The sequence below is a fragment of the Burkholderia sp. Bp8994 genome (genome assembly GCF_003853805.1).
Lineage (GTDB): Bacteria > Pseudomonadota > Gammaproteobacteria > Burkholderiales > Burkholderiaceae > Burkholderia.
This window is the reverse complement of sequence record NZ_QTQH01000024.1, coordinates 57,241-70,576: the sequence shown is the minus strand read 5'-3', so window position 1 is coordinate 70,576 and position 13,336 is coordinate 57,241. Positions and strand designations below refer to the sequence as shown.

Below are 13,336 nucleotides of genomic sequence, written 5' to 3'. Positions count from 1 at the left end.
GTTGAAACAATTTGTATCATTGGCACCGGATGTTAGGGCATACCCCTAATATCGGATGAAATTGAACCTTTCAATTTAGAAAGCATCCTATTGCTCCACTTCGTCCGGTATTTGTTTGTCCTTATCAGAAAGGAGTCCTCATGAATCGCCCCAAGAGCATGCTGGTTGCCAACATCGCCTGGGCCCGCGAGACGCACGAGCACACGCCCGGTTTCTTCGACGCACTCGCGCGCGGCCAGAATCCGCGCGTGCTGTGGATCGGCTGCGCCGACAGCCGGGTGCCAGCCGAAACCATCACGCACTGCGTGCCCGGCGAGCTGTTCGTCCATCGCAACATCGCGAACCTGTTCCATCCCGACGACGACAATTCCGCGAGCGTGCTCGAGTACGCTGTGCGCGTGCTCGAAGTCGACCACGTGATCGTGTGCGGCCACTACGGATGCGGCGGGGTGCGCGCGTCGCTGCTGCCGCCGCCGGCCGACCTGCCGCACGTCGCGCGCCGCATCGCGCCGCTGTGCGCGCTTGCACGGCGCCATCGCGACACGCTCGACGGACTCGACGACACGGCCGCCGCCGACCGCCTGGCGGAACTTAACGTGCTCGAACAGGTGCGGCTGCTGCGCGCTTCGCCGATCGTGCATGGCCGGCAGCGGCCGCCGCTCGTGCACGGCTGGATCTTTTCGCTTGCCGACGGCCGCCTGAAGGAACTCGATTCCGGCTACACGACAGCGCCGGCCGAAGCCGAACCGGAGCATGCCGCCATGGCCGCCGCTCTCGGCTGATCCGCCCCTCCCTACGCCAATGAAATCACCCCAACCATGAAACTGAACGACCGCCTGTCCACCCTGCCGCGCGACATCGTCGCCGGCATCGTCGTGTTCCTCGTCGCGCTGCCGTTATGTCTCGGCATCGCCAATGCGTCCGGCGTCGAGCCGTTCGCCGGGCTCGTGTCCGGCATCGTCGGCGGGATCATCGTCGCGCTGTTGAGCGGCTCGTCACTGTCGGTCAGCGGGCCGGCCGCCGGCCTCGTCGTGATCGTCGTCGAAGGGATCGCGCAACTCGGCAGCTTTTCCGCGTTCCTGCTCGCTGTGCTGCTGTCCGGCGTGCTGCAGTTCGGCTTCGGCATGCTGCGCGCCGGCCGCTTCGCCGCGTACGTACCGTCGCCCGTCATCAAGGGCATGCTCGCGGCGATCGGCCTGCTGCTGGTCGTGAAGCAGATTCCGTTCGCATTCGGCATCGGCGGGCCGGCCGCGCAATCGTTTGCATCGTGGCCCGGCCTGCCGACCGCCTGGGCCGCAACGGCCATCGCGCTCATCTCGCTCGCGCTGCTGGTCGCGTGGGACACGCCCGCGCTCAAGCGCTTCGGCTGGGTACGCGCGGTGCCTGCGCCGCTCGCGGTCGTCGTGTTCGGCATCGGCGCGACGCTGGTGCTCGGCGTCGTTGCACCGTCGGTCGCGCCGGGCGCCGCGCATCGCGTCACGCTGCCGGAGCTCGAATCGTTCGCGGCGCTCGCGGCATCGCTGAAGCATGCCGAGCTCGGCCCGAACTTCGCGCAACTCGTCAATCCGGACGTGTGGCGCGTCGCGATCACGCTCGCGGTCGTCGCGAGCCTCGAGACGCTGCTGAGCCTGGAGGCGGTAGAACAGATCGATCCGAAGCGCCGGCCGACCCAGCCGGACCGCGAACTCAAGGCCCAGGGCGTCGGCAATCTCGTCGCGGGCGCGGTCGGCGGGCTGCCGATCACGTCGGTGATCGTGCGCAGTTCGGTCAACGTGAACGCGGGTGCCCAAAGCCGGATGTCGGCGATCGTGCACGGGATCCTGCTGCTCGCCAGCGTGTTCGCGCTCACCGGGCTGATCAACCTGATCCCGCTCGCGAGCCTCGCGGCGATACTGATCCACACCGGCTTCAAGCTCGCCAAACCGGCGCTGTTCCGCTCGGTGCTGAAGCAGGGCCCGGCCGCGTTCGTGCCGTTCGCCGCGACGATCGCGGGCGTGCTGGCGGTCGACCTGCTGTTCGGCATCGCGCTCGGCCTCGCCTGCAGCGTGCTGGCGGTCGCGGTGGCGAACCTGAAGAGCCCCGTCACGCTCGCGCAGCACGACGACCACTTCCTGCTGTCGTTCCGCAAGGACGTGTCGTTCCTCGGCAAGGTGCAGGTCAAGCATCACCTGCGGCACATTCCGGACCGCGCGGCCGTGATCATCGACGCGACGCGCGCCGACTACATCGACCACGACGTGCTCGAACTGCTCGACGCGTTCATCGCCGATGCGCCGCGGCGCGGGATCGCGGTCGAATTCCGCCGCCGCAGCCCGGCGCCCCGCCCGGCCGCGCGCCGCTGGTCGTTCCGCGCGCCGGCCGCCGAATGAGCGGCGCATGAAAAACGCCCCGCGCGGCGCGAGGCCGCTCGGGGCGTTTCGTGTGCTTCGGGCGCTCGACGCGCAGCGCTTACGCGCGCTGCGGGTTGACCTTGTCGTCCTTCGAATGCAGCTTGTTCAGCGCCGAGATGTACGCCTTCGCGGACGCGGCGACGATGTCCGGATCGGTGCCGACACCGTTGACGATCCGCCCGCTCTTCGACAGCCGGACCGTCACTTCGCCCTGCGCCTGCGTGCCGGTCGTGATCGCGTTCACCGAGTACAGCAGCAGTTCGGAACCGCTGCCGACTTCACCCTCGATCGCATTGAACGTCGCGTCGACCGGCCCGTTGCCGCGTGCCTCGCCGGTCACTTCCTTGCCTTCGACCGCGAACACGATCTTCGCCTGCGGCTGCTCGCCCGTCTCCGAACGCTGCGACAGCGACACGAACTTGAAGTGCTCCTGCTCGTGCGCGAGCGCCGATTCTTCCGAGACGATCGCGATGATGTCTTCGTCGAAGATCTCGGCCTTGCGGTCGGCGAGGTCCTTGAAGCGCATGAACGCGGCGTTCAGTTCGGCTTCGCTGTCGAGCGACACGCCGAGCTCCTGCAGGCGCTGCTTGAACGCGTTGCGGCCCGACAGCTTGCCGAGCACGATCTTGTTCGCGGTCCAGCCCACGTCTTCCGCGCGCATGATTTCGTAGGTGTCGCGCGCCTTCAGCACGCCGTCCTGGTGGATGCCCGACGCGTGCGCGAACGCGTTGGCGCCGACCACCGCCTTGTTCGGCTGCACGACGAAACCGGTGATCTGCGACACGAGCTTCGAGGTCGGCACGATCTGCGTCGTGTCGATGCCGACGTCGAGGCCGAAGTAGTCCTTGCGGGTCTTCACGGCCATCACGATTTCCTCGAGCGACGTGTTGCCCGCGCGCTCGCCGAGACCGTTGATCGTGCACTCGACCTGGCGCGCGCCGCCGATCTTCACGCCGGCGAGCGAGTTGGCCACCGCCATCCCGAGATCGTTGTGGCAATGCACGGAGAAGATCGCCTTGTCCGAGTTCGGAATGCGTTCGCGCAGCGTCTTCACGAGGTTGCCGTAGAGCTCCGGCACGCCGTAGCCGACCGTGTCGGCGATGTTGATCGTCGTCGCCCCCTCGGCGATCACCGCTTCCAGCACGCGGCACAGGAAGTCGAGATCCGAACGGCTGCCGTCTTCCGGCGAGAATTCGACGTTGTCGGTGAACTTGCGCGCGAAGCGCACCGCGAGGCGCGCCTGCTCGAACACCTGGTCCGGCGTCATGCGCAGCTTCTTTTCCATGTGCAGCGGCGACGTCGCGATGAACGTGTGGATCCGCGAGCTGTTGGCCGGCTTCAGCGCGTCGGCCGCACGCTGGATGTCCTTGTCGTTGGCGCGCGCCAGCGAGCAGATCGTGCTGTCCTTCACGAGACCGGCGATCGTGTGGATCGCGTCGAAGTCGCCGTTCGAGCTGGCCGCGAAACCGGCCTCGATCACGTCGACCTTCATCCGCTCGAGATGCTTCGCGATGCGGATTTTCTCTTCCTTCGTCATCGACGCGCCGGGCGATTGTTCACCGTCACGCAACGTCGTATCGAAAATGATCAGCTTGTCTGTCATGGGGGGCTCCAGGGCTCTTTATACGGGAATCGAACGTAATGAGATCGCGCCACCGCTGGCGACGCTCAACAACAGACGAGGCTTGACGGAGGGCGAGAACGGTCAGCGCGGCAGGCGCGCCAAAGCTAGCGCGCGTAGCGGCGCACCGGCTAGAAGGAGGGAGAGGCGGGGAAATGCAGTCATGCCGAAGACTATAGCGACATTCCGCCGGGTGCGCAATCGGACGGCACCCGGGATACCGGGCTCCGACGCACGAAAAAGGGGCAAATGAAAACGGCGGCCCGGAATCACCTCCGAGGCCGCCGCTTCCGGACAGGTTGCGCGTCAGTGGTCGCGTTGCGACGAGCGCGCGGGATTCGCCCGTCCGCGCACGGCCATGTAGGCCCAGAACACGTAGCCGGACAGCCCGTACAGCACGAACAGGCAGAACAGCATCAGCGGCGGATCGGACGACACGAGCACGAACGCGACGACGACCAGCAGGATCGCCGCGAACGGCACGCGGTGCCGCACGTCGAGCGCCTTGCCGCTGTAGAACGGCGCGTTCGACACCATCGTCACGCCCGCATAGATCGTCAGTGCAAACGCGACCCAGGGCAGCCAGCCGAGCTTCATCGGCACGCGATTGTCGGTCGCGAGCCAGACGAAGCCGGCGATCAGCGCGGCGGCGGCCGGGCTCGGCAGCCCCTGGAAGAAGCGCTTGTCGACGCTGCCGATGTTCGTGTTGAAGCGCGCGAGACGCAGCGCGGCGCCCGAGCAATAGACGAACGCGGCGAGCCAGCCCCAGCGGCCGAGATCCTTCAGCACCCACTCGTACATCACGAGCGCGGGCGCGACGCCGAACGACACCATGTCCGACAGGCTGTCGAACTGTTCGCCGAACGCGCTTTGCGTATGCGTCATGCGCGCGACGCGCCCGTCCATCCCGTCGAGCACCATCGCGACGAAGATCGCGATCGCGGCGATCTCGAAGCGCACGTTCATCGCCTGCACGACCGCAAAGAAGCCGCAGAACAGCGCGGCGGTCGTGAATGCGTTCGGCAGCAGATAGATGCCACGCGTCTTCAGGAACCGCTGGCGCGCGGCGCGGCGGCTCTCGAGCGGCGCGGGATCGGGCGCCATTCCCTTGTTGCGGCGGAACGGACGTGGCGTCTGGCCGGAGCCGTTACGCGGCCGACGCGGTTTGAATGCGGCCATCGTGCGCCCCGCCGCTTACTGTTCGAGCTCGGCGAGGATCGTCGACGACGCGTAGACCTTCTCGCCGATCGACACCTTCGCGCGGCTGCCGAGCGGCAGATACACGTCGACGCGCGAACCGAAGCGGATGAAACCGTAGCGCTGGCCGCGCGACAGCGGCTCGCCGGCGCGCACGTAGCAGAGGATCCGGCGGGCGACGAGGCCGGCGATCTGCACGGCGGTGACGGTCTTGCCGCTCGCCGTCTGGATCACGACCGCATTGCGCTCGTTCTCGGTCGACGCCTTGTCGATCGCCGCGTTCAGGAACGCGCCCGGGAAGTACTCGACCTTGGAGATCGCGCCGTCGACCGGCGAACGCTGCGAGTGAACGTTGAAGACATTCATGAACACGCTGATCTTCAGCGCTTCGCGGTTCGCGTACGGATCCTGCGTGGTCTCGACCGCGACGATGCGGCCGTCGGCCGGGCACAGCACCGCATTCGGCTGCGCCGGGATCGGGCGCTGCGGATCGCGGAAGAACTGGACGACGAAGACGAGCAGCAGCCAGAACGGCCATGCGAAGCCGAAGCCCCCGACGGCGTGGATCAACAACGCGATGACGGCTGCAATCGCGATGAACGGCCAGCCTTCGCGCGCGATGATCGGATGAGGATAGTTCATGGGTTCGTTCGGTGTTCGGTGAATTGCAAAGCCCGTAGGATAGCAAAAGCCGCCCGGGGCACTGCTGCCTTCGGACGGCTTTTTGAAACCGACCCTCCACTCGAAGGGCCGGAGCAGCACGCGGTGCTTAGTTCTTCGTCTGGTCGACGAGCTTGTTCTTCGCGATCCACGGCATCATCGCGCGCAGCTTCGCACCGACCTGCTCGATCTGGTGCTCGGCCGTCAGGCGGCGGCGCGACTGCAGCGTCGGGGCGCCTGCCTTGTTCTCGAGGATGAAGCTCTTGGCGTACTCGCCCGTCTGGATGTCGGTCAGGCACTGCTTCATCGCCTTCTTCGTCTCTTCCGTGACGACGCGCGGGCCCGTCACGTACTCGCCGTACTCGGCGTTGTTCGAGATCGAGTAGTTCATGTTCGCGATGCCGCCTTCGTAGATCAGGTCGACGATCAGCTTCAGTTCGTGCAGGCACTCGAAGTACGCCATTTCCGGCGCGTAGCCGGCTTCGACCAGCGTCTCGAAACCTGCCTTGATCAGCTCGACGGTACCGCCGCACAGCACGGCCTGCTCGCCGAACAGGTCGGTTTCGGTCTCTTCACGGAAGTTCGTCTCGATGATGCCGGCACGGCCGCCGCCGTTCGCTGCCGCGTACGACAGCGCGATGTCGCGTGCCGCGCCCGACTTGTTCTGCGCAACCGCGATCAGGTGCGGCACGCCGCCACCTTGCGAGTACGTGCCGCGCACGGTGTGGCCCGGAGCCTTCGGCGCGATCATGATCACGTCGAGGTCGGCGCGCGGGATCACCTGGCCGTAGTGGACGTTGAAGCCGTGCGCGAATGCCAGCGCCGCGCCCTGCTTGATGTTCGCGTGCACTTCCTTCGCGTACACGTCGGCGATCTGCTCGTCCGGCAGCAGCATCATGACGACGTCCGCGCCCTTCACCGCTTCCGCGACTTCCTTGACCGCGAGGCCTGCGTTTTCAGCCTTGCTCCACGACGCGCCGTCCTTGCGAAGGCCGACCGTCACGTTCACGCCGCTGTCCTTCAGGTTCAGTGCGTGTGCATGGCCTTGCGAGCCGTAGCCGATGATCGTGACTTGCTTGCCCTTGATGAGGGAGAGGTCAGCGTCTTTGTCGTAGAAAACGTTCATGATGGTTCCTTCGCTAATTCAAAAATTCAACAATTCGTTCAGATGGAGTACTGCGGGCCGGGACATGACGGCGCACCCGGCGTGCCTCTTTGGCAATTTCGGCATCACACCTTCAGGATGCGCTCGCCGCGTCCGATGCCGGAGCTGCCGGTACGCACGGTCTCTAGGATCGCGGTGGCGTCCAGCCCCTGGATGAATGCGTCGAGCTTGTCGCTCGCGCCCGTCAATTCGATCGTGTAGGTCTTTTCGGTCACGTCGATGATGCGGCCGCGGAAAATGTCCGACATCCGCTTCATTTCTTCGCGCTCCTTGCCCACTGCACGTACCTTGATCAGCATCAGCTCGCGTTCGATGTGTGCACCGTCGGTCAGGTCCACCACTTTCACCACCTCGATCAGGCGGTTCAGATGCTTCGTGATCTGTTCGATCACGTCGTCGGAGCCAATGGAAACGATGGTGAGCCGCGACAGCGATTGGTCTTCGGTCGGCGCCACCGTCAAGGTTTCGATGTTGTAGCCGCGTGCGGAAAACAGACCGACCACGCGCGACAGCGCGCCCGGTTCGTTTTCCAGCAGGACGGAAATGATGTGTCTCATGTTCGCTTCTTCCAGAATGTGTCCGTGTCGATTCACTCGCGCCGCGCGCCGCCCGGTGCCGCACCGCCCTTCGTGAAGGCGGCCGCTCCCGGCCTGGACGCGCGTCGCGCCGTTACAGATCTTCCGATCCGAGCAGCATCTCGGTGATGCCCTTGCCGGCCTGTACCATCGGCCAGACGTTTTCGGTCGGATCGGTCTGGAAGTCGAGAAACACGGTGCGGTCCTTCAGGCGCAGCGCTTCCTTCAGCGCCGGCTCCACATCCGAGGTCTTTTCGATCCGCATGCCGACATGGCCGTACGCTTCGGCGAGCTTCACGAAATCGGGCAGCGCATCCATGTACGAATGCGAATAGCGCTTGCTGTATTCGATCTGCTGCCACTGGCGGACCATGCCCAGATAGCGGTTGTTCAGCGAAATGATCTTCACGGGCGTGTCGTACTGCAGGCAGGTCGACAGTTCCTGGATGCACATCTGGATCGAGCCTTCGCCCGTGATGCACAGCACGTCGTCGTCCGGGTGCGCCATCTTGACGCCCATCGCTGCCGGCAGGCCGAAGCCCATCGTGCCGAGGCCGCCGGAGTTGATCCAGCGACGCGGCTTGTTGAAACGGTAGAACTGCGCGGCCCACATCTGGTGCTGGCCGACGTCCGAGCACACGAACGCGTTGCCGTCCGTCAGCTCCCACGCCTTCTCGACCACGTACTGCGGCTTGATGATCTCGCTGTCGCGGTCGAACTTCAGGCAGTCTTTCGCGCGCCAGCTTTCGATGTCCTTCCACCATTGCGCGAGCGCGTCGGTGTCGGGGCCGTGCTCGGCCGTCTGCAACTGCTCGATCAGTTCCTTCAGCACTTCCTTCACGTCGCCGACGATCGGGATGTCGACCTTCACGCGCTTCGAGATCGACGACGGGTCGATGTCGATGTGGATGATCTTGCGCGGACGCGACGCGAAGTGCGCCGGGTCGCCGATCACGCGGTCGTCGAAGCGCGCGCCGATCGCGATCAGCACGTCACAGTGCTGCATCGCCATGTTCGCTTCGTAGGTGCCGTGCATGCCGAGCATGCCGAGGAATTTCTTGTCCGACGCGCGATAGCCGCCGAGGCCCATCAGCGTGTTCGTGACCGGGTAGCCGAGCAGGTCGGCGAATTGGTTCAGTTCGCGTGCCGCATCGGCGAGGATGATGCCGCCGCCCGTGTAGATATAGGGACGCTTCGCCGACAGCAGCAGCGACACGGCCTTGCGGATCTGGCCCGAATGGCCCTTCGTGACGGGGTTGTACGAGCGCAGCGACACGCTCTTGACCGGCTCGTACTGGCACGGCGTCTTCGAGATGTCCTTCGGGATGTCGATCAGCACCGGGCCCGGACGGCCGGTGCGGGCGATGTAGAACGCCTTCTTGACGGTTTCCGCGAGGTCGCGCACGTCCTTCACGAGGAAGTTGTGCTTCACGCACGGACGCGTGATGCCGACCGTATCGCATTCCTGGAACGCGTCCTGGCCGATCGCGGCAGTCGGCACCTGGCCGCTGATCACGACCATCGGGATCGAATCCATGTAGGCCGTCGCGATGCCGGTCACCGCATTGGTGACACCGGGGCCGGACGTCACGAGACAGACGCCGACATTGCCGGTGGAACGCGCATACGCATCGGCTGCGTGCACGGCCGCCTGTTCGTGGCGCACCAGCACGTGCTGAATCTTGTCCTGCTTGTAAAGCTCGTCGTAGATGTAGAGTACCGAGCCGCCGGGGTAGCCCCAGATGAATTCGACGTTTTCGTCGGCCAGTGCCTTCATGAGCACGGTGGCGCCGATGGAGTCGCTATCGGGAGGGGAAAGGGGTTCCGACGTGGAGAATTCCGCGCTGGGCATGTTCATTTTGACCTTTCGAATTTTCGGCAAAAAATTGATCGGGTGCTCTCTGCCGGGCTTGTGGCTCGGGTTCAAGCGGCGCGTCCAGTTTGAAGGGCGGGCTTCTTGGGCCAGCCTCAAATGAGACCATCACTTCATGTTGCGAATCACTGACGATAGCGGGTCATGATTGGGTCGTCAAGCAAAATATCCCGCAGCGCATCATGCGCCCCGCCCGGCGGGCCGCGGACGCGGCTCGCATGCAACGGGGCGAGCCGCAACCGGTGCCAAGTCGCGCGAAAATTTGTTAGCATCCGCGGGTTTTACGAAATTTTTCGACCTTTCACACGCCGCAGTCCGCAGCGCATACCTTTACGGAATGGCATCAGACAAGGAACTCGCCGACTTTCTGGCGGGCGTCGAAAGGCGCGCGTTCAAGCAGGCTGCGTACGCCGTGCGTGACGACGATGCGTCGCTCGACATCGTGCAGGACGCGATGATCAAGCTGGCGGAGAAATACGGCGACCGGCCGGCGGCCGAACTGCCGCTGCTGTTCCAGCGGATCCTGCAGAACGCGATCCACGACTGGTTCCGCCGGCAGAAGGTCCGCAACACCTGGGTCACGCTGTTCTCGTCGCTCAACAATACGGACGACGAGGACTTCGATCCGCTGGAAACGCTCGAGTCAGCGGACGACAATGCAGGTGTCGAGAGCACCGAGCACCGCCTCGAGCGGGAGCAGGTTCTGGCCCTGATCGACGAAGAAATCCAGAAACTTCCGACGCGTCAACGGGAAGCGTTCCTGATGCGTTATTGGGAAGATATGGATGTCGCCGAGACTGCCGCCGCAATGGGGTGCTCCGAAGGCAGCGTCAAGACGCACTGCTCGCGAGCCACCCATGCCCTGGCGCAAGCGCTCAAGGCCAAAGGAATCACGCTATGAGCTCCGCTCCCGTAAATCGAGAACACGAATTCGCGCTGAAGGTCCGCCGCGCACTGGACGAACGTGCCGCGGCGCTGCCTGCCGCGACCACCGATCGTCTGGCCGTCGCGCGCCGGGCCGCGCTCGCGCGCAAGAAGCCGGAAGCCGCCACCGCGCCGGTGTTCGTGCCCGCCTTCGCCGGTGCCGCCGCCGCATACGGCACGCCGCCCGCGAGCCGTCCGCAGACGTCGTTCGCGCGCCGCCTGCTGCGCGCGTGGCCGCTCGCGCTGCTGCTCGCGGGGCTCGTCGGCATCGCGTACTGGGAAGACATGCAGCGCACCGCCGAACTCGCCGACATCGACGCGGCGATGCTCAGCGACGACCTGCCGCTCAACGCGTATCTCGATCACGGGTTCAACGCGTATCTTTCGCACACACGCTAACAAACAGACAATAACGAGGGGATCGCACGGGTGAGTCAGAAACGCGGCCTGGCCGTATTTTTCGGATGCGTGATCGCGATCGCCATTTCCTACGTCGCCACCTATTCCCGATTCAACCCGCCCCCCGCGACGGTCTCCGCCGCGGCCAGCAGCGCGCCCGCGCCGACCTCGGCCGCGGCCGGCCTGACCACCGAACTCGCCCCGCTGCCCCTGCCGCTGCCGGCCGCCAACGGCCCGCTCTCGTGGGCGCGCCTGACGCCCGCGCAACGCGCGGCACTCGCGCCGTTCGCCGATCAGTGGGATGGCTTCAGCGATGCGCGCAAGCGCAAATGGCTGAAGATCGCGTCCCGTTTCGCGAAATTGACGCCCGATGAGCAGAAGCACCTGCAGGACAGGATGTCCGAGTGGGCGCGGATGACGCCCGAGCAGCGCCGCGTCGCGCGCGAGAATTACCAGAGCGCGAAGGAGCTTTCCGCGCAGGCGCGCGAGCGCGCATGGAAGGCCTACCAGCAACTGCCCGAAGAACAGAAGCAGCGCCTCGCCGCGACCGAGCGCCGGCGCCGGCCGAGCGTCGTCAGCGCGCCGCCGACCGTCGCCGACCGCGACGTGCGCCGCCTCGTCAATTCGCACGAACATCCGGCGAGCAACCCTGTTGCGGCACCGGCGCCCGCATCGGTCGGCGCCGGCGCGCCGCCGGTGACCGCATCGGCCACGTCCGGCACCGCCCCCGCACCCGCGACCGTCACGCCCGTGTCGCCGGCCGACGCGCCGTCGATGTTCAAGGGTTCCTGACCCGCCGTGGCAAGCGCCCCCGCAACCGAGGCCCCGGCCGTCGCCGCCGCGCCGTCCGTGCGGCGGCGCCTCGCGGCGATGCTGTACGAAGCCGTGCTGCTGTTCGGCGTCGTATTCTTCGCCGCCCTCGCCTTCAGCCTCGCGACGCAGCAGCGCAACGGCCTCGTCCATCACAACCTGCTCGCCGCGTGGATCGCACTCGTCGTCGGCGCGTACTTCGTCTGGTTCTGGACCCATGGCGGCCAGACGCTGCCGATGAAGACCTGGCGGCTGCGGCTCGAATCGTCGAGCGGCCGGCCGCTGAACGCCGGCCACGCGCTCGTCCGCTACGCGCTCGGCTGGCTGTGGTTCCTGCCGCCGCTCGCACTGCATCCGCTCCTCGGCCTGTCGGTGCCCGTCACGCTCGCGCTCGCCGCCGCATGGATCGTCGTCTGGGCCGGCGCCGCCCGCCTGCATAGCGATCGCCAGTTTCCGCACGACCGCATCGCCCGCACGCGCGTCGTCGCGATTCCGCGCTGACCGCGCGGTTCGCGTGATCGCGGGACGGCTCCGCGCATCCGCGCATTCATCAGACAAAACCACTCGAAACCGCCCACACGCCCGCCCCGCGAGGCATGCACGGTAACCGCAGGCCAGTCGGTTCGGCAGATTACGCAACACCGCCACATTCACTGCTAAACACGCCGCGACGACAGTAATAAGAACGTCTCGTGACTGTCACGGCATGGTCACGCCCGCATGGCGCAATGCCGGTAATGTCAACCGGCGCGAGTCATGCATGGGCCAGAAAACGTCCGCGACCTCCCTGTTCCGTCAACCGCTCGGCGCCCGCGCCGTCACCGCCTTCCTGTCCGGCTCGGCCGCAACCGATGCCCTTTCGCCGCACGAACCGGCGGCCGCACACGTCACGCAGCGCGACGACCCCGAGCCGTCCACGCATCGCTACCGCACGATCTGGCTGTCCGACATCCATCTCGGCTCGAGCGGCTGCCAGGCGCCGTACCTGCTCGATTTCCTGCGCCACAACGATTCGGAATACCTGTACCTCGTCGGCGACATCATCGACGGCTGGCAGCTGAAGAAGGGCTGGTACTGGCCGCAGGCGCACAACGATGTCGTGCAGAAGGTGCTGCGCAAGGCGCGCAAGGGCACGCAGGTCGTCTACATCCCGGGCAACCACGACGAAGGCGCGCGGCAGTTCTGCGACCTCGCATTCGGCGACATCCAGGTGCGCGGCGAGGCGTTCCACACGACGCTCGCCGGCAAACGTTTGTGGATCGTGCACGGCGACCTGTTCGACGGCGTGATCCAGCACGCGAAATGGCTCGCGTATCTCGGCGACACGCTCTACACGCTGATCCTCGTGCTGAACCGCTGGTTCAACCGGATCCGCAGCCGGCTCGGGTTCCAGTACTGGTCGCTGTCACAGTACCTGAAGCACCAGGTGAAGAACGCGGTGAACTTCATCTCGCAGTTCGAGACCGTGATGACCGACGAGGCGCGCCGCCGCGGCTGCGACGGCGTCGTGTGCGGGCACATCCACAAGGCGGAGATCCGCGACATCGACGGCGTGCTGTACTGCAACGACGGCGACTGGGTCGAGAGCCTGTCCGCGCTCGTCGAGACGATGGAAGGCGAACTGAAGGTCGTCTACTGGACGGCGATGCGCACCGCGCCGTCCGTTGCCCCGTCGCGCAAGGCCAAGGCCACTGCCTGACACAACTCCACTTACAGGACACA

Annotated in this window: 13 protein-coding genes; 7 read left to right on the top strand and 6 right to left on the bottom strand. The window is 65.8% G+C overall.

Annotated features, from left to right (window positions below):
• Window positions 1-140: 140 nt before the first annotated feature.
• Window positions 141-782 carry a carbonic anhydrase gene (locus tag DIE04_RS24780; RefSeq protein ID WP_124522486.1) on the top strand — a complete coding sequence of 214 codons (642 nt, stop codon included), beginning with the start codon at window positions 141-143 and terminating at the stop codon, window positions 780-782.
• 36 nt (window positions 783-818) lie between these two features.
• A complete protein-coding gene (locus DIE04_RS24775; protein ID WP_124522484.1) occupies window positions 819-2,369 on the top strand; it encodes a SulP family inorganic anion transporter in 1,551 nt (516 codons plus the stop codon).
• A gap of 79 nt (window positions 2,370-2,448) precedes the next feature.
• On the opposite strand, the gene DIE04_RS24770 is transcribed toward DIE04_RS24775, so the two are convergent.
• The 6 genes from DIE04_RS24770 to DIE04_RS24740 form a co-directional block, all read right to left on the bottom strand.
• Window positions 2,449-3,993 carry a 2-isopropylmalate synthase gene (locus DIE04_RS24770; protein WP_044844671.1) on the bottom strand — a complete coding sequence of 515 codons (1,545 nt, stop codon included), beginning with the start codon at window positions 3,991-3,993 and terminating at the stop codon, window positions 2,449-2,451.
• 324 nt (window positions 3,994-4,317) lie between these two features.
• Entirely contained in the window at window positions 4,318-5,190 is an 873-nt protein-coding gene (gene pssA, locus DIE04_RS24760; protein ID WP_044844672.1) for a CDP-diacylglycerol--serine O-phosphatidyltransferase, read from the bottom strand.
• 15 nt (window positions 5,191-5,205) lie between these two features.
• The gene (locus DIE04_RS24755) at window positions 5,206-5,850 is read right to left on the bottom strand and encodes a phosphatidylserine decarboxylase (protein ID WP_039370565.1); all 645 of its coding nucleotides are present in this window, start codon (window positions 5,848-5,850) and stop codon (window positions 5,206-5,208) included.
• A gap of 127 nt (window positions 5,851-5,977) precedes the next feature.
• Window positions 5,978-6,994 (bottom strand): ketol-acid reductoisomerase, encoded by a 1,017-nt coding sequence (ilvC, locus tag DIE04_RS24750; protein ID WP_044844673.1) that lies wholly within the window; start codon window positions 6,992-6,994, stop codon window positions 5,978-5,980.
• 104 nt (window positions 6,995-7,098) lie between these two features.
• A complete protein-coding gene (gene ilvN, locus DIE04_RS24745) occupies window positions 7,099-7,590 on the bottom strand; it encodes an acetolactate synthase small subunit (RefSeq protein ID WP_034207977.1) in 492 nt (163 codons plus the stop codon).
• A 112-nt stretch (window positions 7,591-7,702) separates the two neighbouring features.
• Window positions 7,703-9,466 carry an acetolactate synthase 3 catalytic subunit gene (locus DIE04_RS24740; RefSeq protein WP_044844674.1) on the bottom strand — a complete coding sequence of 588 codons (1,764 nt, stop codon included), beginning with the start codon at window positions 9,464-9,466 and terminating at the stop codon, window positions 7,703-7,705.
• A 352-nt stretch (window positions 9,467-9,818) separates the two neighbouring features.
• Between DIE04_RS24740 and DIE04_RS24735 the strand changes: the two genes are divergently transcribed.
• From DIE04_RS24735 to DIE04_RS24715, 5 genes are all read left to right on the top strand, one after another.
• A complete protein-coding gene (locus DIE04_RS24735; protein WP_040144687.1) occupies window positions 9,819-10,382 on the top strand; it encodes an RNA polymerase sigma factor in 564 nt (187 codons plus the stop codon).
• Window positions 10,379-10,804, top strand: a complete 426-nt coding sequence (locus DIE04_RS24730; RefSeq protein WP_044844675.1) for a DUF3619 family protein — start codon at window positions 10,379-10,381, stop codon at window positions 10,802-10,804. Before DIE04_RS24735 ends, DIE04_RS24730 begins: the two co-directional genes overlap by 4 nt.
• A gap of 30 nt (window positions 10,805-10,834) precedes the next feature.
• Complete coding sequence (locus DIE04_RS24725; protein ID WP_124487224.1) at window positions 10,835-11,596, top strand: DUF3106 domain-containing protein; 762 nt, start codon at window positions 10,835-10,837, stop codon at window positions 11,594-11,596.
• Window positions 11,597-11,602: 6 nt separating this feature from the next.
• Window positions 11,603-12,115, top strand: coding sequence for an RDD family protein (locus tag DIE04_RS24720; RefSeq protein WP_124487223.1), 513 nt, complete (start codon window positions 11,603-11,605; stop codon window positions 12,113-12,115).
• 259 nt (window positions 12,116-12,374) lie between these two features.
• Window positions 12,375-13,313 carry a UDP-2,3-diacylglucosamine diphosphatase gene (locus DIE04_RS24715; protein WP_124487222.1) on the top strand — a complete coding sequence of 313 codons (939 nt, stop codon included), beginning with the start codon at window positions 12,375-12,377 and terminating at the stop codon, window positions 13,311-13,313.
• Window positions 13,314-13,336: the final 23 nt, after the last annotated feature.

Bases quoted from the DNA above. Each gene is read 5' to 3' on its own strand.
- DIE04_RS24780 (WP_124522486.1), top strand. From the start codon at position 141: ATGAATCGCCCCAAGAGCATGCTGGTTGCCAACATCGCCTGGGCCCGC.
- DIE04_RS24740 (WP_044844674.1), bottom strand. From the start codon at position 9,466: ATGAACATGCCCAGCGCGGAATTCTCCACGTCGGAACCCCTTTCCCCT.
- DIE04_RS24755 (WP_039370565.1), bottom strand. From the start codon at position 5,850: ATGAACTATCCTCATCCGATCATCGCGCGCGAAGGCTGGCCGTTCATC.
- DIE04_RS24770 (WP_044844671.1), bottom strand. From the start codon at position 3,993: ATGACAGACAAGCTGATCATTTTCGATACGACGTTGCGTGACGGTGAA.
- DIE04_RS24715 (WP_124487222.1), top strand. From the start codon at position 12,375: ATGGGCCAGAAAACGTCCGCGACCTCCCTGTTCCGTCAACCGCTCGGC.
- ilvN (WP_034207977.1), bottom strand. From the start codon at position 7,590: ATGAGACACATCATTTCCGTCCTGCTGGAAAACGAACCGGGCGCGCTG.
- DIE04_RS24775 (WP_124522484.1), top strand. From the start codon at position 819: ATGAAACTGAACGACCGCCTGTCCACCCTGCCGCGCGACATCGTCGCC.
- pssA (WP_044844672.1), bottom strand. From the start codon at position 5,190: ATGGCCGCATTCAAACCGCGTCGGCCGCGTAACGGCTCCGGCCAGACG.
- DIE04_RS24730 (WP_044844675.1), top strand. From the start codon at position 10,379: ATGAGCTCCGCTCCCGTAAATCGAGAACACGAATTCGCGCTGAAGGTC.
- ilvC (WP_044844673.1), bottom strand. From the start codon at position 6,994: ATGAACGTTTTCTACGACAAAGACGCTGACCTCTCCCTCATCAAGGGC.
- DIE04_RS24735 (WP_040144687.1), top strand. From the start codon at position 9,819: ATGGCATCAGACAAGGAACTCGCCGACTTTCTGGCGGGCGTCGAAAGG.